Source organism: Nonomuraea sp. NPDC049758 (genome assembly GCF_040674635.1).
Lineage (GTDB): Bacteria > Actinomycetota > Actinomycetes > Streptosporangiales > Streptosporangiaceae > Nonomuraea.
Genome location: NZ_JBFAMZ010000016.1, coordinates 183,009 through 206,331 on the forward strand (window position 1 = coordinate 183,009; position 23,323 = coordinate 206,331).

23 protein-coding genes are annotated in these 23,323 nt (G+C 72.2%); 14 read left to right on the top strand and 9 right to left on the bottom strand.

The annotated features are described in order from the left end of the window. Window positions 1-85: 85 nt before the first annotated feature. Window positions 86-736, bottom strand: a complete 651-nt coding sequence (locus AB0J46_RS35410; RefSeq protein ID WP_364338451.1) for a TetR/AcrR family transcriptional regulator — start codon at window positions 734-736, stop codon at window positions 86-88. 140 nt (window positions 737-876) lie between these two features. Here AB0J46_RS35410 and AB0J46_RS35415 point away from each other — a divergent pair, with 140 nt between their 5' ends. Then, entirely contained in the window at window positions 877-1,224 is a 348-nt protein-coding gene (locus AB0J46_RS35415; RefSeq protein ID WP_364338452.1) for a nitroreductase family deazaflavin-dependent oxidoreductase, read from the top strand. A gap of 28 nt (window positions 1,225-1,252) precedes the next feature. Beyond that, window positions 1,253-1,936: a DUF4386 domain-containing protein gene (locus AB0J46_RS35420; protein WP_364338453.1), complete on the top strand. Its 684-nt coding sequence runs from the start codon at window positions 1,253-1,255 to the stop codon at window positions 1,934-1,936. A gap of 70 nt (window positions 1,937-2,006) precedes the next feature. Here the strand turns inward: AB0J46_RS35420 and AB0J46_RS35425 are convergent, their stop codons facing one another. Continuing rightward, entirely contained in the window at window positions 2,007-3,482 is a 1,476-nt protein-coding gene (locus tag AB0J46_RS35425) for a S41 family peptidase (protein ID WP_364338454.1), read from the bottom strand. 167 nt (window positions 3,483-3,649) lie between these two features. On the opposite strand from AB0J46_RS35425, the gene AB0J46_RS35430 reads away from it, so the two are divergent. From AB0J46_RS35430 to AB0J46_RS35445, 4 genes are all read left to right on the top strand, one after another. Next, window positions 3,650-4,894: a sensor histidine kinase gene (locus AB0J46_RS35430; protein WP_364338455.1), complete on the top strand. Its 1,245-nt coding sequence runs from the start codon at window positions 3,650-3,652 to the stop codon at window positions 4,892-4,894. After that, window positions 4,891-5,595 (top strand): response regulator transcription factor, encoded by a 705-nt coding sequence (locus AB0J46_RS35435; protein WP_364338456.1) that lies wholly within the window; start codon window positions 4,891-4,893, stop codon window positions 5,593-5,595. Before AB0J46_RS35430 ends, AB0J46_RS35435 begins: the two co-directional genes overlap by 4 nt. Window positions 5,596-6,293: 698 nt before the next feature. After that, complete coding sequence (locus AB0J46_RS35440) at window positions 6,294-6,875, top strand: RNA polymerase sigma factor (RefSeq protein WP_364338457.1); 582 nt, start codon at window positions 6,294-6,296, stop codon at window positions 6,873-6,875. Then, window positions 6,863-7,480 (top strand): hypothetical protein, encoded by a 618-nt coding sequence (locus AB0J46_RS35445; protein ID WP_364338458.1) that lies wholly within the window; start codon window positions 6,863-6,865, stop codon window positions 7,478-7,480. The genes AB0J46_RS35440 and AB0J46_RS35445 overlap by 13 nt, the downstream gene beginning before the upstream one ends. 17 nt (window positions 7,481-7,497) lie before the next feature. Here AB0J46_RS35445 and AB0J46_RS35450 read toward each other — a convergent pair whose 3' ends face one another. From AB0J46_RS35450 to AB0J46_RS35460, 3 genes are all read right to left on the bottom strand, one after another. Further along, window positions 7,498-8,046, bottom strand: a complete 549-nt coding sequence (locus AB0J46_RS35450) for a hypothetical protein (protein WP_364338459.1) — start codon at window positions 8,044-8,046, stop codon at window positions 7,498-7,500. A gap of 90 nt (window positions 8,047-8,136) precedes the next feature. Then, the gene (locus AB0J46_RS35455; RefSeq protein WP_364338460.1) at window positions 8,137-9,180 is read right to left on the bottom strand and encodes a DUF5937 family protein; all 1,044 of its coding nucleotides are present in this window, start codon (window positions 9,178-9,180) and stop codon (window positions 8,137-8,139) included. 57 nt (window positions 9,181-9,237) lie between these two features. After that, window positions 9,238-9,651: a hypothetical protein gene (locus tag AB0J46_RS35460; protein WP_364338461.1), complete on the bottom strand. Its 414-nt coding sequence runs from the start codon at window positions 9,649-9,651 to the stop codon at window positions 9,238-9,240. A gap of 168 nt (window positions 9,652-9,819) precedes the next feature. Between AB0J46_RS35460 and AB0J46_RS35465 the strand changes: the two genes are divergently transcribed. The 4 genes from AB0J46_RS35465 to AB0J46_RS35480 all read left to right on the top strand — a co-directional run bounded on the left by AB0J46_RS35465 (window position 9,820) and on the right by AB0J46_RS35480 (window position 15,372). Then, complete coding sequence (locus AB0J46_RS35465) at window positions 9,820-12,507, top strand: AAA family ATPase (RefSeq protein WP_364338462.1); 2,688 nt, start codon at window positions 9,820-9,822, stop codon at window positions 12,505-12,507. Between the two features lie 145 nt (window positions 12,508-12,652). Further along, complete coding sequence (bla, locus tag AB0J46_RS35470; RefSeq protein WP_364338463.1) at window positions 12,653-13,624, top strand: class A beta-lactamase; 972 nt, start codon at window positions 12,653-12,655, stop codon at window positions 13,622-13,624. Between the two features lie 108 nt (window positions 13,625-13,732). After that, a complete protein-coding gene (locus AB0J46_RS35475; RefSeq protein ID WP_364338464.1) occupies window positions 13,733-14,332 on the top strand; it encodes an N-acetyltransferase in 600 nt (199 codons plus the stop codon). 98 nt (window positions 14,333-14,430) lie between these two features. Then, window positions 14,431-15,372: a hypothetical protein gene (locus AB0J46_RS35480; protein ID WP_364338465.1), complete on the top strand. Its 942-nt coding sequence runs from the start codon at window positions 14,431-14,433 to the stop codon at window positions 15,370-15,372. A 71-nt stretch (window positions 15,373-15,443) separates the two neighbouring features. Here AB0J46_RS35480 and AB0J46_RS35485 read toward each other — a convergent pair whose 3' ends face one another. Next, on the bottom strand, window positions 15,444-16,709 hold the full coding sequence (locus AB0J46_RS35485; protein WP_364338466.1) for a valine--pyruvate transaminase: 1,266 nt from the start codon (window positions 16,707-16,709) through the stop codon (window positions 15,444-15,446). A 216-nt stretch (window positions 16,710-16,925) separates the two neighbouring features. Next, window positions 16,926-18,011 (bottom strand): helix-turn-helix domain-containing protein, encoded by a 1,086-nt coding sequence (locus AB0J46_RS35490; protein ID WP_364338467.1) that lies wholly within the window; start codon window positions 18,009-18,011, stop codon window positions 16,926-16,928. Between the two features lie 100 nt (window positions 18,012-18,111). On the opposite strand from AB0J46_RS35490, the gene AB0J46_RS35495 reads away from it, so the two are divergent. Together AB0J46_RS35495 and AB0J46_RS35500 are read left to right on the top strand one after the other, a co-directional pair. After that, window positions 18,112-19,338, top strand: coding sequence for an MFS transporter (locus tag AB0J46_RS35495; protein WP_364338468.1), 1,227 nt, complete (start codon window positions 18,112-18,114; stop codon window positions 19,336-19,338). A gap of 68 nt (window positions 19,339-19,406) precedes the next feature. Then, entirely contained in the window at window positions 19,407-19,928 is a 522-nt protein-coding gene (locus tag AB0J46_RS35500; protein ID WP_364338469.1) for a carbonic anhydrase, read from the top strand. 78 nt (window positions 19,929-20,006) lie between these two features. Here the strand turns inward: AB0J46_RS35500 and AB0J46_RS35505 are convergent, their stop codons facing one another. Continuing rightward, a complete protein-coding gene (locus AB0J46_RS35505; RefSeq protein WP_364338470.1) occupies window positions 20,007-21,482 on the bottom strand; it encodes an SDR family oxidoreductase in 1,476 nt (491 codons plus the stop codon). Between the two features lie 116 nt (window positions 21,483-21,598). On the opposite strand from AB0J46_RS35505, the gene AB0J46_RS35510 reads away from it, so the two are divergent. Both AB0J46_RS35510 and AB0J46_RS35515 read left to right on the top strand, forming a co-directional pair. Continuing rightward, entirely contained in the window at window positions 21,599-21,754 is a 156-nt protein-coding gene (locus AB0J46_RS35510) for a hypothetical protein (protein WP_364338471.1), read from the top strand. A 44-nt stretch (window positions 21,755-21,798) separates the two neighbouring features. Next, window positions 21,799-23,049, top strand: coding sequence for a deoxyribodipyrimidine photo-lyase (locus AB0J46_RS35515; protein WP_364338472.1), 1,251 nt, complete (start codon window positions 21,799-21,801; stop codon window positions 23,047-23,049). A 15-nt stretch (window positions 23,050-23,064) separates the two neighbouring features. Here AB0J46_RS35515 and AB0J46_RS35520 read toward each other — a convergent pair whose 3' ends face one another. Continuing rightward, window positions 23,065-23,322 carry a DUF3303 family protein gene (locus AB0J46_RS35520; protein WP_364338473.1) on the bottom strand — a complete coding sequence of 86 codons (258 nt, stop codon included), beginning with the start codon at window positions 23,320-23,322 and terminating at the stop codon, window positions 23,065-23,067. Between the last annotated feature and the right edge of the window lies 1 nt (window position 23,323).

Here is a 23,323-nt window from a genome sequence, read left to right on the forward strand (position 1 = left end):
GACACGGCCGGCCGGCCGGTCGCTCACGTGGTGCTCTCGCTCCTGTTCGCCACACGTACCGAGAAGTTCACCCGGATTCGCCCGATCACTGGGCGCTTCGGCGCGCTTCGAGGGCGTCCAGGATCAGGTCGAGGCCGTAGCCGAACTCGCTGGTGTAGTCGTAGCCCGGTCGCAGGGCGTGGTCGCGGATCATCTCGGCCAGGTACGGCAACTCCTTCTCCGGAAGTTGCCGGAGGATGTCGCCGGCCACGTCCTCGACGTCGTCCGGCGTCGCTATCGGGAGGTTCGCCTCCTGCAGGACGAACCCGGAGACGTAGCTGTCGATCAGCGACACGGCGTGCGCGGCCATCGGCAGCGTGAACCCCGCCTCCCGCAGGACCCCCAGGACGGCGTCATGGTGGCGCAGCGTCGCCGGTCCCGGATCGCGGCGGGAGTCCATGAGGCCGAGTGCCCAGCTGTGCTGCGACAGGACCGCGCGGGCGGAGACGGCTCGCGTACGGATCGCATCGCGCCAATCGTGGCATTCGGCGCCCGGCAACTTGATCGCCGCGAACACCATGTCGACCACGCCGTCGAGGATCGCGTCCTTGTTCGGCACGTGGTGGTAGAGCGACATCGCCTCAACGCCCAGTTCCTGCGCCACCCGGCGCATCGTGATCGCCTCCGCGCCGCCGCGGTCCGCGACCCGGATCGCGGCTTCCAGGACGAGGACTCGGCTGAGCGGTTGCGGCGGCATGACGGCTCCGGGACGTGTGCGGGTTGACAGCCTTACGAGCGTAAGCCAACCTTACACCCGTAAGTGGCCTTACGGCCGTAAGGCCGTTCTGGAGCGCAGAGAAGGAGATTTCCATGCCGATGCCGAGGTGGTGGGGGCACGTGAACAAGAAGGTGTTCAATCCCCGCGCGATATCCGGCGGAAGATGGCCGGTGCTGTTTCACGTCGGCCGCATTTCCGGCGCCACGTACCGCACGCCGCTCGACGCGCATCCCGTCGACGGCGGTTACCTGTTCGTTCTGGTGTATGGATCGCGTTCGGACTGGGTGCAGAACGTCCTGGCGGCCAGAAATGCGCGGCTCCGGGTCGACGGGAGGGACGTGGAACTCACCGCCCCGCGCCTCGTCGGCGAGGACGAGGCTTTCCAGGCCCTTCCCGAGAAAGCGGCACGCCCGCCGAAGCTGCTCCGCATCACCGAGTTCCTGCGCATGGACCTGCTCACAGGCTGACCACCACGACGATCTCGGGACAAGAATCGTGCACACGAACAGGCGGGCAACCGCAACTGCCGGCGCCCTGGTCATCCTCGGTATGATCGCCGGCGCGCTGAGTGTCGTTCCCGCCGTCGACGAACCACGCCGTCTCGCTCTCGTTTCCGCACACGAGGGCCAGGTCATCCTCGGCGCAGTCGCTCAGTCCATCATGATCCCCGCCTATGTCGGATTCGCGCTGTGCCTGTATCCGATGTTGCGGGCGGAGAACGAAAGACTCAGCTCAGGTTTCCTCGGGTTCAGGCTGATCGCGGCGACGTTCCACTTCATCGGCGTCATCATCCTGCCCTTGTTTCTCGTGCTGGGCCGGGAACTCGCCCAAGCCGACGCTACGACCGCATCCAGCATCGAGGTCGTCGGTGAATTACTGCGGACGGCGCGCGACTTGGTCAATCATGTCGCATTGATCATTTCGCTGAGCCTCGGAGATCTCCTGTTGTTCCGCATTCTGTGGCGGTCGAGATCTGTCCCTCGATGGTTGTCCGGGTGGGGATTCCTGGCAATAGCAGCAGCCGTGTCGGCGAGTTTCCTGGTGCTGCTTGGAGTAACTGACGTCGTAACGCCGCTCTACCTGGCGATGAATGCGCCACTGGCCCTGCAGACCTTCGTCTTCGCCGTGTGGTTGATGACAAGAGGTTTCGTCACGCAGAAGGCATCTTCGAGGCACTAGCAGCGGGCCGTTCACCCCGATTCCCATGGCCGGCCGCCGCCGCGGCCGGCCTGTTCCAGGCGCGGAGGCGCTACCGTCGCCGCCGGCTCGTCAGGTAGGAGAGCGCCTTGGCGAAGGCGGCGTCGTGGCCGCCGTTCAGTTCCTCGTCGCTGAGGACGCCGGGAACGGACAGGTGCGGCGGGATGCCCGTGACGTCGAAGGTGGTCCCGTCGCGGGTCAGGAAACGCTCGTTGGGCAGCGCGAAGCTCCACCCGTTGGGCAGCTTTCGCCACAGGAAGTCGGAGAAGGCTCCCTGCGTGTTCTCCCCGATCCGCTCGGGCCGGGGCGTCCGTCCCGTCATGGCCTGGGTGAAGGTCTCGCCCGCGCTGATGGTCAGGCTGCTGGTGAGCATGGCGATGGGGCCCGTGTACACCGGGGCGGTCGCCGGCCGTACGGGCACCGGCCGGGGGCGGGTGAACCCGGGCGGATCGCCGGGGGTGTTGCGGGCCTGCTTGGCGTACGCCTGGTACGGCCTGCCGGTGAGCCTGGAGGCGAGCCGCAGGCCGAGTGCGTCGTAGCCGCCCAGATTGACGCGGACGTCGATGATGAGACCGCGCAGCCGGCCGGGCCCCGAGGTGCGGGACACGGTGAAGATCTCGTCGAGCGCCCGGTCCAGCTCGGCCGCGTTGGGCTCGTAGCCGCCGTCGGCGTAGCCGTCGAACGCGCCCAGCCGCAGGTAGCCCAGGCCGTCCGGGAGGTCGGCGTACCCGATCACGCCTCGGCCCCACTGTTGCAGGGGTTTGCGGGTGTCGTTCTTCTCGACGAACTCCTGGACGCGTTGGTTGAAGGCCATGAAGGCCGGCACCCCGTCCAATTGCCTGGTGCCCGGACGCAACGGTCTGGCGAACTGCCTGCCGCCCGCGATGAGCGCGGTGTGCGCGTCGCCGAGCTCCTTGAGGATGTCGCGCAGGACGGCGAACAGCTCCTCGTCCCCGCTGTTCGGACCGATCCTGGACCGGTACCGGTCCCGTACGGCTCGCCAGTCGACGCCCTTGGTGGCGAAGAACGGGTAGTTCTCGGCGAAGGTCGTCCAGAAGACGTCGAACACCTTCACCGGATCAGCGGGCGTGGGGGTGGCACAGGCCCGGGGCAGGTGGGGCAGCCTCCGCAGGTCGATGGCGCCGACGCTGCCCGGATATCGTAGCCGCGCCCGGCCTGGTCCCCGCGTCTGGACGACGATCCGCCGGCCGCCCTCCTGGGCCGTGAAGGACGCCGAGTCGCGCGTCCGCGCCGTCTGTTCCGCCGAGAGCACCCCGCGCAGGCAGCTGATCGCCGTCGTGTCGTAGGTGATGAGCCGCCCCTGGCCGATGCCGAAGACGGTGCCGTAACCGTCGGCCCGCCAGAGGCCGTCCAGCGGCTGCCGTCCGGCGGCGGCGTCCGCGGGCGGTGTGGCGGCCTGTCCCGCCACGGCGACGCCCAGCGCGGCCAGTACGGCGGCCAGTCGCCGGAGCGTCCGTCCGCGCCTTCTCTTTCTGCTGTCGGTGCCGAGATCGTTGTCGTCGTTCATGGGGTCCGACGCTAGGCAGCGTGCCCGGCCGGGCACGTCACACCACAGAGCCGTCCGTACCGGTCATACCTTCTGGCCATCCGGCCGGCGCGTCATACCCAGGTGGGAGGCCCGAAGTCGGCTCTGGGGCTGATCCGTCCGCGTAGGCCGACGGCTACGGTGATGGCATGTCGCGCGCCTTCACCACGGCCCCGGTCCCGGCCGGACCGGCGGTCCTGTCCGCGCTCCGGTTCGCGAGGGTGCGGGCCGGAGCGCCCTGGGTGGTCGCCTGCTTCATGTTCGCCATGAACGTGGGGATGCTCGCCACCGTCTACGACGCTCCGGTCGAGCTGACGGTGGCGCTCGCGGCGGCCTGCGCGGCTCCGGTGACGTTCTGCCGGCGCCGGCCGGTGACCGCCTGGCTGCTGCTCTACATCGGGATGCTGGTCACGCCGCTGCTGGTCGCGCCGCCGCCGGCGAACAATCCGTGGCCGTGGCCGCCGATGCCCGTGGTCGCCTATCTGATCGTGCTGTTCGTGCTGGCGCAGCACCGGCCGCGGTGGATGCTGGCGGCCGTGTGGGCGCTGTCCCTCCTCGGCGCGCTGGCGGACGTGTCACTGGTGCCCATGTCGTCCACGGAGCGGGCCGTGGCGCTGCAGCTCGTGGCGGCCGTCGTGCCGGTGCCGCTGATCGTGGGCGACAACGTGCGCTGGCGCCGCCGGGCCCGGGCGCGTGTCGCCGAACAGGAACAGGTCAGCGCGGCCGAGCGGGCCCGGCGCGAGCTGCTGGAGGAACGGACCAGGATCGCCAGGGAGATGCACGACGTGGTGGCGCACCACATGTCGGTGATCGCCGTACAGGCCGCCAGCGCGGCGCGCAGGCTCGGCGGGGTGCCCGCCGGCGCCGAGCGGGAGTTCGACTCCATCGGGGCGGCGGCCCGGCAGTCACTGGCCGAGATGCGGCGCCTGCTGAGCGTGCTGCGCAGCGACGACGCGCTGCCGCCACGCGCCCCGCTGCCGGGCCTCGACCAGCTGGGCGTGCTGGTGGAGAGCGCCAGCCGGGCCGGCACACCCGTCGAGCTGACGGTGAGTGGCCTGCCCAGGCACATACCCCCGGGCATGGAACTGCCGGTCTACCGGATCGTGCAGGAGGCGCTCAGCAACGTGATCCGGCACGCGCCGGGCGCTGCCACGGCCGTGGCGGTCACCGGGAACGGGTCCGGGCTGCGGGTCGTGGTCGAGAACGCGCCGCCTGCGGGCGCGGGGCTCGCGCTCGCCGAGCCCGCGGGCACCGGTCACGGGCTGGCCGGGATGCGAGAACGGGCCGCCATGGTGGGCGGCGTCCTGCTGACCGGGCCGACGCCACGAGGCGGGTTCCGGGTCGAGCTGACGTTACCCCTGGTGCGGGCAGGAGACGAGAAGGAGCACCCATGACGATCCGGGTGCTCGTCGCCGACGACCACGCAATGGTCCGGGCGGGCTTCGGCGCCCTGCTGGCCGCCGAACCGGACATCGAGGTCGTCGGTGACGCGGCCGACGGCGAGCAGGCGGTGGACCGGACAAGGCTGCTGCGGCCCGACGTCGTCCTCATGGACGTCCGCATGCCCGGCATGGACGGCCTGCGGGCGGCCCGGTTGCTCCTGGCGCCGCCCGGCGGCCAGTACAGGCCGCGTGTGGTGATGCTGACCACCTTCGACCTGGACGACTACGTCTACGAGGCGCTGCGCGCAGGCGCCAGCGGGTTCCTGCTGAAGGAGGCGCCGCCCGCGGACCTGGTCTCGGCCGTGCGGGTGGTGGCGGCCGGCGACGCCCTGCTCGCCCCCTCGGTGACCCGGCGTCTCATCGAGGAGATCGCCCGGTGCCGGCCCGCGCTGCCGGGCGCCGCACCCCGGGTGCAGTCGCTGACCGAGCGGGAGTCCGAGGTGCTTGTGCACGTGGCCCGCGGCCTGTCCAACGCCGAGATCGCCGCGGCCCTGATCGTCGCTGAGCAGACGGTCAAGACGCACATCGGCCGCATCCTGGCCAAGCTCGATCTGCGCGACCGCGCCCAGGCGATCGTCTTCGCCTACGAGAGCGGCCTCGTCGTACCTCGCTCCGACCTCCCGGCGCACGGGAACTGGAGAACGCCGAGTTGAAAGGGCGGTGAGAAGCACCGGCACACGCGCACCTGCCCCACCCTGAACGTCCAGACGGAGCCCCGTCCCCTCGGAGAGGCGCACAGTCGCACGTCGCGGCCTGTGACGGTGACGTCCGCTGGACCGAGCAACGCGATCTCGCCCGCTCGCCCGCTCCCAACGAGCCGACGGCGGCCCGTCACCGCCGCCGTCGCGCCGCAGACCCTGCTGCCGTCACCACCCCCGTCACCGCCGCTGAAGCTACTGCCGTCACCGCCGCTTACGTTGCCGCCGTCACCGCCGCTTACGTTGCCGCCGTCACCGACGTGAACATGTTGCCCATGGGCCTGTGCCTGCGCGCGCAGGGCCTTGGTCTGTGCGACATCGCCGCCCGGCTCGTCATCACCGAGGACCAGGAGGGGACAAGGAGGGGCGCTCCTCCCCCGTCACCGCCCGCAACGTGGCGCCGGCGTACGCCGGCGGTTGGCCGAGATCGCTAGCAGTCGTACCTGCCCATCCGCCACGCTCAGGGCTTGTGCCGGCGTTCTCTCTGGTCACCGGGTATGCGTCGGACGTTCGGCACATGCTCCGGAAGTACCTGGCCCCCGGGCTCTTCGCCGGACCACTTCGCACCTGCACCGCCCGCGTTCTCCCGTGAAGGATTTCGGGCTGGCGCGGTAAGTACAGGTGACCGCATACGCCAGGAAAGGTCGGTATGCATGACAATCCCTCGCGAAGCAGTCGAGGTCGACGACGCGCTCCTCATCGAGAGATCGCTGAACGAACCGGAGATCTTCGCCACGTTGTTCGACCGGCACGCGCCGCTCCTGCACCGCTACGTGACCAGACGCCTGGGCCCCAGCGAGGCGGAGGACGTGGTGGCCGACACCTTTCTGGCCGCCTTCCAGCACCGCGGCGGCTACGACAGGAATCGCCCCGATGCCCGACCGTGGCTGTACGGCATCGCCTCCAACCTGATCGGCCGCCGGCGGCGTACCGAGATGAGCCTCTATCGCGCGTACGTGCGCAGCGGCGTGCATCCGGCGGAGCTGTCCGGCTCTCGGGTCGAGGACGAGGTCAACACCCTGGCCGTCAACCGCCCGCTGGCGCTGGCCCTGATGGAGCTCGCACCGGCCGATCGTGACGTGCTGCTGCTCGTCGCCTGGGCCGAACTGAGCTACCAGGAGGTGGCCGACGCGCTGGCCATCCCGCCGGGAACCGTCGCCTCGCGACTCAACCGGGCCCGTCTTCAGATCCGGCAAGCCCTGAGCAAAGAAGGAGAACGCCAATGGACGCCCTGAAAGCCATGTGGCAGACCGTTCCCCCCGCCACCCCGGAGGAACTCGCCGGAGCACGGCAGCGACTGCTCCGCGGGATGCACCCCCGGCGACGCGTCGTCACCGGCCCCCGGCTGCTGGTCGCGGCCGGAGTCGCGGCGGCGATCACCATCACACCGTTGCTCGCCGGAACCGGGCCCGCCGCCCACGCGGTGACCAGAGGCCCGGACGGCACGGTCGAGGTCACCGTCAACGAGCTGCGCGATCCCGCCGGCCTGGAGGCCAAGCTCGACGCGGTGGGCATCAAGGCCGACGTGACCTTCCTGGCCCCGGCCACGCGGTGCGCGGGCCCCCGATTCACCGGCGTGGACCGCGCCTACGGCGGGGAACCCGCCTCCGATGCGAGCGAGCTGCGTTCACTGGTGGCAGAGTCGCGATCGTACAAGGCCACCCGGGTGAAGTCCGTCCGGACGATCCAGATCTTCCCGCAGTACATCAAGCCGGACGAGACGCTCGTGGTGGAGTTCCGCGACAACGGGAACCCGGAGGTGCCCTGGCAGCTCGGCGCCTGGCTGGCCGAGGCGGGCACCCCCGTGAAGCCGTGCACGCCCGTCGCGGGCGCCCAGTGAAGGCCGCCGCGTCCAGTTCACCACCGCTCCGCCGCCGCGCGCTCTGACCTGCGGGAAGCGGCAGGCGGGGTGGACGGCACCCGGCCGAGGTGGATGGCGGCGTGCCAGTACGCCGGGTTCCCGGGGACGGTCCACGCCCTCTGCACCACCGCGCCGAGCCCGGCCGCGTCCCAGGACTCCGCGCCGTACCGGCTCAGGTCCGTCAGGATCGCGTCATGAACCGCCCCGAACCGGTGCAGGAGCAGCGAGGCCGGGAGGTGCCGGCCCGCCTCCACGCCGCCGACGTTCAGCGCCTGCCCGACGGCGGGGTCCTCCCAGCGTGGGTCGAGGCTCCAGTGCGGCCGGCCGGCGGCGGCCTCCGTCAGCACCGCCAGGTTGATCTCGTCCCACATCAGGACGTGCGCGACGAGGTCGTGCAAGGAACGGCAGAAGTCGCCGAGCGGGCCGGAATCCACCAGGTAGTCGGCGTCGAGCTGCTGCTCGGTGAGTCCGGTGACACGGGCGAGGAGGATGTCCCGATCGGCGCGCAGGCGGCCGATCGCCTCTTCCGGAGACAGGATCGTCACGGTGGTTCTCCCTCGATGAAGTGGTTGGGAGGGACTTCAGCACCACTGCGGCCGTCCGGCCAGCGGGCTGACGAATCCGGTCAATCGTGCTCAGCGCAGCAGCAGCGACAGCACGTCCTTGCCGAGCTCCTCCAGGACATCGGCGGCGAGCCGGTACCGCACGAACCGTCCCTGTCGGGCCGTGGTGGCCAGTCCCGCCGCGGCCAGGGCGCGCAGGTGCCGGTTCACCTGGGTCGGGTCGACGTTCCACAACATCGCGATCTCACCGGCCGTCCGCGGTTCGGTGGCGATCGCCCGGGCGACCTCCAGGCGGCCCTGGTGGGCGAGGGCCTCCAGCCGTCGCCGCACCACGGTGGCGGAGGGCACGGGGAGGCCCGTGTCGACGGGATGGAGGAGAAGGAGCGGCCGGCCGGGAACGTCGGCCACGTACAGGTGGGGACGGATGAAGGTGCTGGGCGCGACGACCAGCCCGCGCCGGGACACGTCATGACGGGCGGCCTGGATCTTGGCGATGCGGACGGCCACCCCGGCCGGAGCGAGCTCCATGGCGGGGTCGAGGGCGGCGAGCGCGGGCCCGGGCCCTTGCCGGGAGGCCAGGTCGGCGAAACGTCGCGCCCGCCCGGCCAGCACCGGCCGGATCCGGGTCCACTCGGCCTCGAACCACTCCTGCCGGCTGCGACGCAGGAACGAGAGGAAATCCGCGACCGCGTCCTGCGGACTCCTGACGAGCGTTTCGACGCGGGCCGCCACGGCCGGATCTCGCGCGCGCGACCACTGGAGGGCGACCTGCCGGTCGCCCGAGGGAGCGATCGGCCGCAGCAACTGACCTGCCAGCTCCTGGACGGGCATGGCACGCAGGTGTTCGAGCCGGTCGTCGAAGCTCTCCGCCGGGGGCTCGGGGGTGACGAACGGCATCGCTCTGATGGCCTGCGCCGTCCACCACCACGATCGCGTCCAGGCCGCCAGGTCAGGGCTCATCGCCGTGAGGGTCTTCGCCGCCCAGTCCTCCAGGCCGTGGTGACCGGGGTCGCGCAGGACGTGCAGCGCCGAGCCGAACTCGGTCATCGCCGATACCGCCGGCAGCAGGGAACCGGCCTGCATGCACCGGTCGAGGCCAGTGATCACTGTGGGCACGGAACCGATCCCATCATCCCCGCAGCCGAAGCCGGTACGTCGGGACGGAGGTGCGGCTCAGGCCCTGTGGAGGCCGGCGAACTGCAGGCCGGTGAAGCCCGCCACCACCACCGCCTGGACGATCACGTAGGCGGTGCCCAGCCCGGTCAGCGGGAACCACCCGGCGATCAGCGTCTCCACACTGGCGATCACCCACGCCACGTTGACCACCATCACCGCGACCACCGCCGCCCTGTTCACCACCGGACGGGCGGCAAGGAGGAGCAGGGACGCGGCGTAGGCCACCAGGAACACGCCGGCCGGCACGAGGAGGGCGGCGGGCAGGCCGAACATCGAGCCGAAGATCGCGGCGACGGCCAGGAAGACGAGCCCGTTGGCGCCCGACCCGACGGCGTCCTGCTTGAGCGCGAAACGCAGCAACTTGGCCTCGGCGCCGGCGGCGGTGGTGGACGCGGCGGCAAGGGCAGCCATGATCAGATCCTTTCGTCGGTGCGGGATGCCGTCATCCCTGCTGCCGTCGAAACTACGCAGGCCGGTGGCGCGCCGAATCTGTCATCGTGACGGTAGTGCCAGGTCACGGTCATTGCTCACCGCTCCCACCCGGAAGGGACAAATGTCCGTTCCGCTAGATTTTCGGCCATGTTGTACGGGCGGGCCGCGGAGCAGGCGCAGGTGGACCGGCTGCTGACGGACGCCCGGTCCGGACGCAGTGGCGTGCTGGTGGTGCGCGGGCAGCCGGGCATCGGGAAGTCCGCCTTGCTCAGCCACCTGACCGAGCGCGCCGCGGGGGTTCGGGTGCTGCACGGGGTCGGCATCGAGTCAGAGGCGGAGCTGCCGTACGCCGCCCTGCACCTGCTCCTGCGCTCCGAGCTCGACCGGATCGACGCGCTGCCCGAACCGCAGGCGGCGGCGCTGCGGGGCGCGCTGGGGATGGGCGCCACCGCTCCGGTGAACCGGTTCCTCGTCGGGCTCGCCCTGCTCAGCCTGCTGGCCGAGATCGCCGGCGACGGGCCGCTGCTCTGCCTGGTCGACGACGCGCAGTGGTTCGACCGGGCTTCCGCCGACGCCCTGGTGTTCGTGGCGCGGCGGCTGGACGCGGAGGGCGTCGCGCTGGTGTTCGCGGGCCGGGAGGAGTTCGACCCGCACGGGCTGCCCGAGTTGTGGCTGGACGGCGTGGATCGCGAGGCGGCCGTCGCGCTGCTGACCGAGTCGGCCGGGGATCTGGCGCCGAAGGTGCGTGACCGCGTCCTGGCGGAGGCGGGCGGCAATCCGCTCGCGCTCCTCGAACTGCCGTCCGCGTTCACCGCCGAGCAGCGGGCCGGGCAGCCGAACCCGTTCACCGCGATCCCCGTCGCAGGACGGGTGCAGGAGGCGTTCCGGCAGCAGATCAGGGCGCTGCCCGGCACGGCGCAGACGCTGCTCGCGGTGCTCGCCGCCGACGACACGGGCGACCTCGGCATCGTGCTGCGCGCCGCGCAGTCCTTCTCCACCCGGCTGGCGGACCTGGAGGCGGCGGAGCAGGCCAAGCTGGTCGCGGTGAACGGGGCCACGGTGACCTTCAGGCACCCGCTCATCAGGGCCGCCGCCTACCGGAACGCGCCGTTGACGTCCCGGCTGGCCGTGCATCGCGCGCTCGCCGAGGTGCTCGACGGCGGCGAGCACGCCGACCGCCGGGCCTGGCATCTGGCCGCGGCGACGACCACGCCCGACGAGGACGTGGCGGGCGAGCTGGAGTCGGCCGCGGAGCGGGCGCGCACGCGTTCGGGCTATGCGGCCATGGCCGCGGCCTACGAACGGGCCGCCGAGCTCACCCCCGACACCGCCAGGCGGTCGGTACGGCTGGCCGCCGCGGCCGTGGCGGCCAGCGACGCGGGACAACTGGCCCGTGCGGGCGCGCTGGCCGGACGGGCCAGTGAGGAGATCCGGAACCCGCTGGCCCTCGCCCACCTGATCCAGGTGCGCGCCCATCGGGAGTTCGAGCAGGGCAGCCCCGCCACGGCCGGTGACCTCATCATCGCCGGCGCGGAGCGGGTCGCCCCGCTCGACGCGGAACGGGCGGCCTACCTGCTCGTGGAGGCGATGCGGTGCGCGTGGTACGCCGGTGACCCGGGCCTGGCGGCACGGGCGGCGAAGCTGCTCAGGGCGCTGCCCGAGGTGGGGTCTCCGCTGGTGAGCGGCGCGCTCGGGATGTCCGCGCTGGCCAACGGCGAGCTGCCGGACGCCGTCCCGCTCATGCGGGGCCTGGTGCTCGCTCCCGATCTGTCCGGGCTTCAGGTGCCGGGGCTGACCTTCGCGGCCCAGCTGTGCGCGCCGATCGGGCGCTACGGCCTGGCCGAGGCCAGGGCGGCGCGCGTCGAGGCCGAGTGCAGGGCCCACGACATGGGCGGCTGGCTGACCGTCGCGGTGGAGATCCGGACGGAGGCGCAGATGTTGCTCGGCAGGTATCGCGAGGCGGCGTCCCGGCTGGAGGAGAGCATCGCGGTGGTCGGCGACCTGGGGCAGCGGAACGGAGCCGTCGTGCTCGCCGCGCTGCTCGCGGTGACGCGCGGCGAACTGGGCGACGAGCCCGGTTGCCGGACGGCGGCCACGACCGCGCTGGAACAGGCGAGAGCGCGCGGGCTCCGTACGGCCGAGGCGGTGGCCATGGCCGGGCTCGGGCGGCTGGAGCTGGCGCTGGGCCGTCCGGAGGCGTCGCTGAGGATGCTGGAGAGGATCTCGCCCGCCAACGCGCCGGTGTCCGTCTTCTCCGCCCCCGACCGGATCGAGGCCGCGGTCAGGGCCAAGGAGCCGGAGCTGGCGGGCGAGCCGCTGGCGTACTACCTGGACTGGGCGGCCGGCGTCGGCGTGCCGTCCGCCGATGCGATCGCGCTGCGCTGCCGCGCCCTCGTCGAGGACGACGAGGACCTGTACGAGCAGGCCGTCCGGGCGCACGAGCAGGGCGAGCAGCCGCACGAGCAGGCCCGCACGCGGCTGCTCTACGGCGAGTGGCTGCGGCGGGCGCGCAGGCGCGCCGCCGCCCGCGCCCAGTTGCGCGCCGCGCTGGAGACCTTCGACCGGCTCGGCATGGCGCTCTGGGCCGAGCGGGCCCGCGCGGAGCTGCGCGCCACCGGCGACGTGCCCGCGGCCCCGCGCCGGCCGGACGACCCGCTGAGCGTCCTCACGGCGCAGGAGAGGCAGGTGGTACGGCTGGCCGCCACGGGCGCGTCCAACCGCGACATCGCGGCCCAGCTGTACCTCAGCCCGCGCACGGTCGGCTACCACCTCTACAAGGCCTTCCCCAAGCTGGGGATCTCGTCGCGGGCGGAGTTGGCCGCGATCGTCGCCTGAGCGTTGGGGTTGTGTGAAGCGCTCACCTAGGCAGATATCCGGATCCTTATGACTTGGGGTCTCATATCGCTATTGGACATCCCGCTGCCGCCTCTGGTCTTCTGGTCGCGCTCAGGAAGATCCGGATCGAGATCGGGGAGTCGGGATGAGAAACGTTCCTTACGGAGGGCAGCGCACCAGGCTCGGCGCCTCCGTGCTGGCGACCTCCACGGCGATGGCGGCCGTCGTCGGACTGGCGGGCTCGGCAGGGGCCGACACGCGCTCGGCGTCCGCCGTCGCCGCCGCGCGACCGGAGAGCGGCACGGCCGGCGTCAGGAAGCAACTGCGCGCGCTGGAGGACTCCTACCAGGGACGCATCGGGGCCTACGCGATCGACATCGGCACCGGGAAGACCATCTCCTACCGCGGCGGCGAACGATTCGCCGGCGCCTCCACCTTCAAGGCCATCCTGTGCGGCGCCATCCTGAACAAGGCCCGCACGACCGACCCCGGCCTGCTGGACCGCACGCTGCACTGGACGGCCAAGGACGTGGTCGTGAACTCGCCGATCAGCGGGCTGCCGGAGAACGTCAAGAACGGCATGACCGCGGACCGGCTGTGCCACGCGGCCGTCACCGCCAGCGACAACACCGCGGCGAACGTGCTCCTCAAGCAGATCGGCGGACCCGCGGGGCTGACCCGCTACTACCGCTCGCTCGGGGACCCGATCGGGCGGCTCGACCGCTGGGAGCCGGAGCTCAACGACTGGAAGCCGGGTGAGAAGCGCGACACCATCAAGCCCGCGTTCATGGCCCGCAACCTGCAGAAGCTCAGCCTGGGCGGCGCGCTCGTCCCCGAGGACCGGCAGCGGCTGAACGACTGGCTGCGGGCCAGCGTCACCGGCGCCGAGCGCATCCGGGCCGGGGTGCCGCGGGACTGGATCGTCGGCGACAAGACCGGGGGCGGCACCGGCGCGTACGCGCCGGGCAACGACATCGCCGTCGCCTGGCCGCCCTCCGGCGCGCCGGTGATCATCGTGATCTACACCAATCGCACCGACCCGGCCGCGACCATGGACAACAGCGTGATCGCCAAGGCGGCCACCGTGCTGGTCCGCGGGCTCGGCCTCGCCAAGTAGGGTGAACGTGGCTGGTCGGCGGCCTTGATGGCCGACAGGCCCCGGTGGTAACGACCTGGGGCGTAATTGCCTCGCGCGGGAGCCGTCCTGTGATCTACCGTCGCGGCCATGACGTCATGCGATGCGTCCGGAGGCTCCCGGATCGCTCCCGATGGTGCCGGGCTGGTGATCCGGCGCGAGACCGCTGACGATCACCAGGAGGTGCGGGAGGTTCATACGCGCGCCTTCGGTGACGGCGAGCGGGTTCCCGGGCTCGTGGAGGCGCTTCGTGTCGCGGAGGCCGCGCTGGCGCCGATGTCCTTCGTCGCCACCGTTGACGACCGGGTGGTGGGGCATGTCCTGCTGAGCGCGGCCCGGTTGGACGCTCCGCGCCGGATCGTGGACGTCCTGTCCCTGTCACCGCTGGGCGTGGTCCCGGAGTTCCAGCGCCAGGGGATCGGCACCCGGCTCATCGCGTACGCCCTCGACGCGGCCGACAGCCAGGGCGTGCCCTTGGTGTTCCTGGAGGGTTCGCCGCGTTACTACGGCACGCGCGGCTTCGAGGCTGCCGGCGCGGCGGGCTTCCGTTCGCCGTCGCTGCGCATCCCTGAAGCCGCGTTCCAGGTCGCCCGGTTGTCCGCTCACGAGCCGTGGATGACGGGCACGTTCGTCTACTCAGAGGCTTTCTGGGCCTTCGACTGCGTCGGCCTGCGCGACCCCGAGAACTGAGGGCCCGGCCGAAGCCGGCGCGGGTGTCGCAGGCAACCTCGTGAAGCGCTCACGCGTATGGGGTGGGGACAGCACTTCCCGATCTCTGGAGGAAAGACATGAAGCTCGCGACCGCACGGGTCCGGCCGCTGATCGCCGTCGGCACCGGCCTGGCCGCCGTGGGCGTCGCCGCCCTGCTGGGCCCGCCGAGCGTGGCGAAGGCATCGCAGACACAGCTCGCGGCCGCCGCGTCGGCTCCGGCGGAAGGCGCCTACTGGCATACGAGGGTGCTGACCCAGCGCACCGGTCCCCGCCAGATGGGCAGCGGCGCGAATCGCTACTGGGTGGTGGAGCAGGCGCTCACCGAGGAATGGACGGCGCCCGACGGCAAGACGTGGCTCGGATACCGGAACGCGGGGGCGTATCCGAAGAGCGCGGCGGACCGGAAGGCGTGGCGTCGCGACGGTTCGCCGGCCAAGTGGACCCGCACGGCCGACGGCCAGGTCGTGAAGCTGTCGACCGAGCCGGACAAGGGCCACGTCGGGCCCGTACGCGGCCGCGACAGCGACAAGTTCTTTCTGGCCGGGCAGTGGCTGACCTACGACGAGGTCCAGCGACTGCCCGCAGACCCGAACGGCTTGAAGTCCTGGCTCTCCGAGGCCGCGCGGGTCTCACGGGTCAAGCAGAACGACGTGGACCAGTTCGTCACCGGGACGCTGCCGGAGATGCTCCACCGGCTTCCGGCGCCCAAGAACGTCCGCGCCGCGGCCTACCAGCTCCTGCAGACGATGCCCGCCGTCCGTTCGCAGGGACAGTCCAAGGACGGCATGGGCAGAGCCGGCGCGGCGCTGTCGATCGACCACCCGACGGTCGTTCAGAAGAACGGACTGACGATCAAGGAGCAGACCGGCCTGATCGTGGACACCGGCACGATGCTGCTGCTGTCCAAGAGCCGGACGACCGCGATCAGCGGCAAGCTGTCCCTCAACGAGGCCACGACCGACACCATGCTCGAAACCGGCTGGACCAACAACGCGCCGGCCGTGCCCGCCCTGCCGTAGCGGCGGCACGGCGGCGGGGCCGCGCCGGGCCTGGGCTCATGGGCGGCGGCAGGTCCGGGCGGCGCGGGCCTTCAGGAGCTGCGGCGCAGCTCCAGGAGGCCTTCGGCGATCCTTCCGACGCCCTCGGCGATCACGTGTTCGTCGGCGGTGAGGCTGATCCGGAAGCACCGCCTGGCGTGGGACGCGGCCGTGGCGTCCGACGCCGGGGTCGCGAAGAAGTGGCGGCCGGGGACGACGAAGACCTTCTTGGTCTTCAACAGCCGGTACAGGGCCATGTCGTCGAACCAGTCGTGATCGATCCACAACCAGCAGAACATGCCGCCCTCTCCTGCGTGCAGCCGCCAGGTGACGGACTCGGGCAGCAGGTCGGCCAGCAGGCGCTCGGCGTACAGGCGGCGGGCCCGGTAGAACGGGTTGATCACCGTGGCGGCGAGCCGGTCCAGCAGCCCCGAGGACAGCGCCCTGGCCGCCACCCGCTGCATGAGCTGCGGCGCGTGCAGGACGGAGTTGGCCATGAACGACACCATCGCCCGGATGTACCGGGACGGCCCGATCGCGAATCCGACGCGCTCGGCGGGCATGCCCGCCTTGGACAGGGTGAAGCAGTTGATCAGGTGGTCGTCCCACTGCGGGGCCACGCGGGAGGCGGCGACGCGGGGGAAGGGGGCGCCGTAGGCGTGGTCGACGATCAGCGGCACGTCGTGGCGCCGGGCCAGGCCGACCAGCCGGGCGAGCTCGTCGCCGTCGATGCTGCGGCCGGTCGGGTTGCTGGGGCTGGACAGCAGGAGCATGCCGACCTCGGGGCATCGTTCCACCGCCTCGAAGTCGAAGGCGTAGCGGAAGGACCTGTCGCCGGTCAGCTCGATCTCGGGGGCGATGCCGGTCACGCCGTCGGGGTCCGTGGACAGGCCCAGGTAGCCGGCGTAGTCGGGAGTCATGGGCAGGACCACGCGCTGGAACGAGCCGTCGGCGGTCTGGCCGGAGAACAGCGCGGTGGCGATGAAGAAGAGCATCTGGCTGCCCGGTCCCACCACGACGTTCTCGGCCGTGATGCCCCAGCCGTACTGGGCGTTGAAGGAGGTGACGATCTCCTCGACCAGGGTGGGCATGCCGCGCGAGGGCCCGTAGCGGCTGCTGGTCGCGGCGAAGTCCTCCGCCACGACGGTCGCGGTCAGGTCCCTCCAGGCGTCGATGACCTCTTTGATCTGGGCGGGGTTGCCGATGCTCAGGTTCAGCCAGTCGGACGCGCCCGAGGCGGTGGAGGTCGCGACGTCCTCCATGATGCTCCGCAGGCCCGACATATCAGACATCTTCTGGCCGCTCCGCGATAACTTCATTCTTGCGTGTCCCTTCTCGGATCTGGCCCGCCGCCGGCACACACCCGCGGTTTGTCGTGATCAAGCGAGTCCACCGCATTAGTCGTCGCCGCACAAGACGGTGACGACGTGCGCCGGCCGGCCCGCTCGCGGCGGCCGGGGCCGAGCGCAACGCCGGTGAGCGCGATCAGACCTCCACGAAAGGATCGGCTCGAACGTCCTGACAGCGGAAGCCGCTCAGCGCAGTACGGCCGTCAGCAGGTCGGCGCCCAGCGCCGTCAGGTCGGGGACGTTGACGGTGTAACGGACGTAACGGCCGTGCCGCCGGGCCGTGAGCAGGCCCGCGCGGCGCAGGACGGCGAGGTGGCGGGAGACCTCCGGAGGGGAGAGTTCCCAGGCGTGGGCCAGCTCGCCGGTGGTGTGCGGGCCGCGGGCCAGGGTGCGCAGCAGCCGCAGCCGTACCGGATGCGCGAGCGCCTCCAGCCGCAGCGTGACCGTCTCCAGCGACACCGGCTCCGACGGCCCCGCCTCGGCCACGGGGTACTGCACCACCGGCTGCCATCCGGGCGCGTGCACCACCACCAGGTGCGGGCGGCCGAAGACGCTGGGGAGGAAGGTGACTCCGGTGCCGTGGGCGGTGGTGGCGTTGTCCTGCAGCTTGTCCACGATGATGCGGTTGCCGTCCGGCGCCAGGGTGACGGCGCCGGAGACGGACGCGAGCGCCGCCCCGATGCCCTGGCGCTTCCGCAGGTCGTTCTTCAGGCGCAGGTCGGTGGCCAGCTGTGCGGCGACGCCCGTCCAGGCGGCGTCGAAGAACGCCTCGGCGCACTGTTCGAGGGTGTCGCGCACCCGCGCCCGCACGGCGGCCGGGTCCGCGAGCAGCCGTTCCGCGAAGGCCTCCTGGAGCGCGCCGCGGGCCTGGGCCAGGTCCAGCGCCCGCTCGCGCGCCGTCGCGTCGGTGAGCGGCGACGGCGCGGCGAAGTGCACCCGGTTGCTGCCGCACGTGGTGATGAGCGCGGCGGTCACGTAGGTCTCGTCGTCGATCCGGTCGACATCGTCCAGCTCCTCGGCGAGGGTCGGCCGGGGACGCGCCGGGACCAGGAAGTCGGCCCGCGAGGAACGCCAGAGGAACTCCGCCTCCCTGAGCCGCTCGGCCAGCTCCGGCCGCAGCCCGGCCCAGACGTCCCCGGCCCAGCCGGCGAGCTGCGGGTGATGCCCGGGTTCGGCCAGCACGTGCAGCATCGCGGTCAGCTCGGCCAGCGGGGAGGCGGCGAACCGCAGCCGCCCGGACGGCAGGCCGCCGATGTCGATCCTCAGCGTCATCCCCACATCATCCCTGGTCGGACGGCCGGCGACCGCGTCGATTGACGGTGTCCGTCAACTGGCGGAGCCGTCCCGCGCGGCCGGACGCATGGTTGACGCCATGGCATCCACCGCCACGATCCGGCCGCGCGCCCTCGTCCGCGCCTCCGGAGGCCCTCGCTACGCCGTCGCCCTGGCCGTGGACGCGCTCGGCACCGGCCTGCTGCGGCCCTTCCTGCTGCTCTACGGGGTGACGGTGCTGAGGCTGTCCGCGCCGGTCACCGGCATCGCCATGACGGCCGGCGTCGTCGTGGGCCTGGTGTGCATGCCCGCGGTCGGCCGATGGCTGGACCGGGGCGCGCGCAGCACGGTCGTGGCGGCGTCGATGCTGGTGCGGGTGCTGGGCGTGGCGCTGCTGCTGGCCGCCCCGGCGGGGCACGTCTGGCTGTTCGCGACGGCGGCGCTCTTCCTCGGCATCGGCAACCAGGCATGGCCGGCCGCCCACGCGGCCCTCGTGGCCACGGTCGCCCACGGCCGCGACCGCGACGCCGCCCTCGCGGCGGGCCGTGCCCTGCGCAACGCCGCTCTGGGCGTTGGCGCCCTGCTCGCCACCGCGTGCCTGGCGGGCGGCGCCGCCGCGTTGCAGGCGCTGGCGGCCGTCACCGGGCTCGCCTATCTCGCCGCTGCGGCCTTGGCGTGGTCGGTCCACCTGCGTGCGCGTCCGGCCGCCGCTCCGGCCACGGACGTGATCGGCGGGCCCGCGCCCCGGATGCGCGCGCTGCTGGCCGCCAACGTGGTCTACGTCTTCTGCCTCAACGTCCCCGAGATCGCGGTGCCGCTGGTCCTGGTGGCACAGATGCACGCGTCCCCGGTGTGGCCGGCGGCCGTCTTCGTGGCCAACACGGTGCTGGTGGTCACCTTGCAGGTGCCGGTGACCGTCCTGCTGTCCCGCTTCTCCCGGCGGACCGTGCTGGCGCTCGCCGGCGTGCTGCTCGCCGCGTCCTACCTCGGCTTCCTCGCGGCCACGTCCTTGGGGCCCGGCTGGGGTGCCCCGGCCGTCGCCGTGGTGTCCGTGGTCTGCACCATCGGCGAGATCGTCTACGCCGGCAGCGCGACGGCGCTCGTCACCGCCCTCGCGCCGGCCCATCTTCTGGGACGCGCCCTCGCCCGCTTCCAGCTCTCCACGGGCTTCGGCCTCGCCGTCTCCCCGGCGGTCATCACCGCCCTCGCCGCCCACGGCCCGGCCACCCTCTGGGGCAGCCTCTCCACCGCGACCCTCCTGTCCGCCTCCGCCGTCGCCGACCGCCGTGTTCGCCCTCGACGCAGGGGCTGCACAGGAGCACAATAACCTGTACAGTCAGTAGGGAATGTGGGCTATGGCCGCGGGCCGCGGCACGTGACAGGAGGACGTCCCCCATGAGCGTCACCGACCAGCTGATCGCCAACTCCGAACGCTACGCCGCCGCCTTCGACTCCGGCGACCTGCCGCTGCCGCCCGCCCGGGGTGTGGCCGTGCTGGCCTGCATGGACGCCCGGCTCAACGTCTACGGCCTGCTCGGCCTGCGCGAGGGCGACGCGCACGTGATCCGCAACGCCGGTGGCGTCGTCACCGCCGGCGAACGGCGCAGCCTGGCCATCAGCCAGCGCCTCCTGGGTACCCGCGAGATCATCCTCATCCACCACACCGACTGCGGCATGCTCACCTTCACCGACGACGGCTTCAAGCACGACATCTACCAGGAGGTCGGTGTCAAGCCCGACTGGTCCGCCGAGGCGTTCCAGGACCTGGAGGCGGACGTGCGCCAGTCGGCCAGGCGCATCCAGGCCGACCCCTTCATTCCGCACAAGGACTCGGTCCGCGGGTTCGTCTACGACGTCGCCACGGGCCGGCTGAACGAGGTCAAGCTGGACGCCGGCCCGCAGGGCTCGTCCGACTGATCAGGTGCGGATCCGGCGTGCCCCGCCGCGTGACCGAGCGCACCCCGGTCGGCATTGACGTGCTCGATCTGGCGCTGGTCAGCTCGTAGCCGCGGACTGCTCCCTGCGGCGGGCCGCGGCGGCCACGTTGACCGGCATCCGGCCGAAGATCAGGCCGTGGAAGGGCGAGATCGACCACCAGTACAGCTGGCCGAGCAGTCCGTGCGGATGAAAAATGGCACGTTGTGTGTAGATCGTCCGGCCGCCGGAGCGGGTGACGCCGAGCTCCAGCCAGGCCAGTCCGGGCAGCCGCATCTCGGCGCGCAGCCGCAGCAGCCGTCCGGGCAGCACCTCCTCCACCCGCCAGAAGTCGATCGAGTCGCCCACCCGCAGCCGGGCCGGATCGCGCCGGCCGCGCCGCAGCCCGACCCCGCCCACCAGCCGGTCGGCCAGGCCCCGCAGCTGCCACGCCACCGGCAGCGAGTACCAGCCGTTACGGCCGCCGATGCCCTCGATCACCTGCCACAACGCCTCGGGGCTGGCCTGCACGGCCAGGCTGCGGTCGTCCACGAACAGGCTGCCGCCCGCCCAGTCGGGATCGGTGGGCAGCGGATCGCTCGGCGCGCCCGGCGTGGACGCCGAGGACCAGCGCGTGGCGACGTCGGCCTCCTTGATCTTCATCAGCGCCAGCGACACCGCCTGCCGAAAGCCGACCAGCCCGCCCTCGGGGTCGGGCACGTGGCGGGCGATGTCGTGCTCGCCGCACACGGCCTCGTTGCGCAGCGACTCCACCAGCGGGCGCGCGATGCTCGCGGGGACGGGCGTGACCAGCCCCACCCACAGGCTCGACAGCCGGGGGGTGAGCAGCGGCACCGGGATGATCAATCTTGGCGGCAGCCCGGCCACCGCGGCATAGCCGTGCATCATGTCGGCATATGTGAGGACATCAGGCCCGCCGATGTCGAATCCCCGGTTGACCGTTCCCGGCACATCCGCCCACGCCACCAGATAACGCAGCACGTCCCGCACCGCGATCGGCTGCGTCCGGCTGCGCACCCAGCGCGGCGTCGTCATCACCGGCAACCGCTCGGTCAGGTAACGCAGCATCTCGAACGAGGCCGACCCCGACCCGATGATCACCGCGGCCCGCAGCACCACCGCCGGGACCGCGCCGCGCAGGAAGATCTCCCCCACCTCGGCCCGCGACGACAGGTGCGGCGAGAGCCGCTCGTCCGCGGTCAACCCGCCCAGATAGACGATCCGCCGCACGCCCGCCTCGGCCGCCGCGGCCGCGAACGTGCGCGCCGCCAGCCGGTCCCGCTCGGCGAACCGGCCGCTCGTCCCCATCGCGTGGATCAGGTAGTACGCGACGTCCACCCCGTCCAGCGCCCGGCGCGTGCGCTCGGCGTCGGTGGCGTCGGCCTCGACGGCCTCGACCCGTTCGGCCCACGGCAGATCGCGCAGGCGTCCGGCCGAGCGCACCATGCACCGCACGTCGTGACCGGCGGCCAGCAGCTCAGGCGCCAGCCGCCCGCCGATGTACCCCGTCGCCCCGGTCACCAGGCAGAATGCCATGTCCACGCACCTTCCCCGTCCCTCGGGCCTCATGCCGGAGCAGGCCGGTCATCGTCACGTCCACCAGCACTGCCGCCGCGCGCGTGCGGGCGCGGCCGGCGGGGCATCTGTGAGGCATGGCTGAGGTGCACGGTCGTGGCAGGCCGCGAGGGGCGGCGCCGAGCCGCCCGCTCGGCGAGCCGGCGCGGCACGACGGCTGCCACGACGACGGCGGCGACGACGGAGACCGCGCCCGCCTCCGCACCGGCCCGGCTCGCGCGGCCACGTCGTGACACGACCCGCGACCGCAGCCCGTCTCGTCGTGAAGGGACCGTCGATGGACACAGTGATCGTCCTGCTCAACAGGGACCTGCGGGTGCACGACCACCCGGCCCTGACGGCCGCCTGCGAGCGCGCCCGCGCCGTGCTCCCCCTGTTCGTGCTGGACGAGACCGTCCCCGCCGGCCGCCGCCGCGGCTTCCTGCTGGAGTGCCTGGCCGATCTGCGGGCGTCCTTGCGGGCACGCGGCGGGGACCTGGTCGTACGGCACGGCGACGTCGTGACCGAGACCATGAGGCTCGTCCGGGAAACCGGCGCCGAGGCGGTCTTCGCCAGTGCCGACGTCAGCCTGCTGGCCAGGCGCAGGCAGGACCGGCTGGCCCGCGAACGGATCGCGTACGAGCTCTTCCCGGGGGTCACGGTGGTGCCGCCCGGCACGCTCACCCCGTCCGGGGGCGGGGACCACTACCGGGTCTTCACGCCGTACTGGCGCGCCTGGAGCCGGCACCGGCGCCGCCCCCTGCTCGCGGCCCCCGACCACGTGCCGACGCCCCGCGACCTCGACGCCGGGCGGCTGCCGGGCCCGGCCCGGCCGGAACCCATGCCCGGCGGCGAGACCGCCGCCCGCGACCGCGCCCGCCAGTGGATCCGCCGCGCCCTGCCGGGGTACGCCGACGGCCACGACGACCTGGCCGGCGACCGCACCTCCCGGCTGAGCCCGTACCTGAGGTTCGGCTGCCTGTCCCCGCTGGAACTGGCCCACCTGGCCGCGGGCAGCGAGCCGTTCGTCCGCCAGCTGTGCTGGCGCGACTTCTACCACCAGGTCACCCACGCCTTCCCGCGGATCAACCGGGACGACTACCGCCCCCGCGGCCATCGCTGGCGCGACGACGAGGACGCGCTGCAGGCCTGGCGGGAGGGCATGACCGGGCTGCCCGTCGTGGACGCCGGCATGCGCCAGCTCCTCGCCGAGGGCTGGATGCACAACCGGGCCCGCCTCATCGTCGCCTCCTACCTGGTCAAGGTCCTCGGGATCGACTGGCGGGCCGGCGCCGGGCACTTCTTCGAGCACCTCCTCGACGGCGACGTGGCCAACAACTCGGGCAACTGGCAGTGGATCGCCGGCACCGGCAACGACACGCGTCCCAACCGCGCCTTCAACCCGCTGCGCCAGGCCCAGCGGTACGACCCGGCGGGCGACTACGTACGCCGCCACGTCCCCGAGCTCGCCGGCGTGCCCGCCGCCCACATCCACCAGCCGTGGCTGCTGGGCACTCCCCCGGCCGGGTACCCACGTCCGATGCTCTGACCGGCGACGTCCGGATCAGCCGTCGAGGGCGGCCGCGGTCGCGGCTCCGGGCACCACCGGCACGATCTCGAACTCGGTGAGGTCCGACCACTCGGCGACCCAGCGCTGCAGGAGTGCGATGTCGTCACATTCCATGAGCTGGAAGCAGCGGCTCAGGTCGGCCGTCACCCAGCTGGAGACGAACACCAGACCTTCGCCGGTCATGCGGCCCTTCTCCCGGAACCGCCGGTAGACGGCCTTCGCGTCCTGGCCGCGGAATCGTTCGATCACCATG

Bases quoted from the DNA above. Each gene is read 5' to 3' on its own strand.
- AB0J46_RS35520 (WP_364338473.1), bottom strand. From the start codon at position 23,322: ATGGTGATCGAACGATTCCGCGGCCAGGACGCGAAGGCCGTCTACCGG.
- AB0J46_RS35435 (WP_364338456.1), top strand. From the start codon at position 4,891: ATGACGATCCGGGTGCTCGTCGCCGACGACCACGCAATGGTCCGGGCG.
- AB0J46_RS35495 (WP_364338468.1), top strand. From the start codon at position 18,112: ATGGCATCCACCGCCACGATCCGGCCGCGCGCCCTCGTCCGCGCCTCC.
- AB0J46_RS35505 (WP_364338470.1), bottom strand. From the start codon at position 21,482: ATGGCATTCTGCCTGGTGACCGGGGCGACGGGGTACATCGGCGGGCGG.
- AB0J46_RS35460 (WP_364338461.1), bottom strand. From the start codon at position 9,651: ATGGCTGCCCTTGCCGCCGCGTCCACCACCGCCGCCGGCGCCGAGGCC.
- AB0J46_RS35515 (WP_364338472.1), top strand. From the start codon at position 21,799: ATGGACACAGTGATCGTCCTGCTCAACAGGGACCTGCGGGTGCACGAC.
- AB0J46_RS35440 (WP_364338457.1), top strand. From the start codon at position 6,294: ATGACAATCCCTCGCGAAGCAGTCGAGGTCGACGACGCGCTCCTCATC.
- bla (WP_364338463.1), top strand. From the start codon at position 12,653: ATGAGAAACGTTCCTTACGGAGGGCAGCGCACCAGGCTCGGCGCCTCC.
- AB0J46_RS35490 (WP_364338467.1), bottom strand. From the start codon at position 18,011: ATGACGCTGAGGATCGACATCGGCGGCCTGCCGTCCGGGCGGCTGCGG.
- AB0J46_RS35445 (WP_364338458.1), top strand. From the start codon at position 6,863: ATGGACGCCCTGAAAGCCATGTGGCAGACCGTTCCCCCCGCCACCCCG.
- AB0J46_RS35500 (WP_364338469.1), top strand. From the start codon at position 19,407: ATGAGCGTCACCGACCAGCTGATCGCCAACTCCGAACGCTACGCCGCC.
- AB0J46_RS35425 (WP_364338454.1), bottom strand. From the start codon at position 3,482: ATGAACGACGACAACGATCTCGGCACCGACAGCAGAAAGAGAAGGCGC.
- AB0J46_RS35480 (WP_364338465.1), top strand. From the start codon at position 14,431: ATGAAGCTCGCGACCGCACGGGTCCGGCCGCTGATCGCCGTCGGCACC.
- AB0J46_RS35510 (WP_364338471.1), top strand. From the start codon at position 21,599: ATGGCTGAGGTGCACGGTCGTGGCAGGCCGCGAGGGGCGGCGCCGAGC.
- AB0J46_RS35430 (WP_364338455.1), top strand. From the start codon at position 3,650: ATGTCGCGCGCCTTCACCACGGCCCCGGTCCCGGCCGGACCGGCGGTC.
- AB0J46_RS35485 (WP_364338466.1), bottom strand. From the start codon at position 16,709: ATGAAGTTATCGCGGAGCGGCCAGAAGATGTCTGATATGTCGGGCCTG.
- AB0J46_RS35410 (WP_364338451.1), bottom strand. From the start codon at position 736: ATGCCGCCGCAACCGCTCAGCCGAGTCCTCGTCCTGGAAGCCGCGATC.
- AB0J46_RS35475 (WP_364338464.1), top strand. From the start codon at position 13,733: ATGACGTCATGCGATGCGTCCGGAGGCTCCCGGATCGCTCCCGATGGT.
- AB0J46_RS35465 (WP_364338462.1), top strand. From the start codon at position 9,820: ATGTTGTACGGGCGGGCCGCGGAGCAGGCGCAGGTGGACCGGCTGCTG.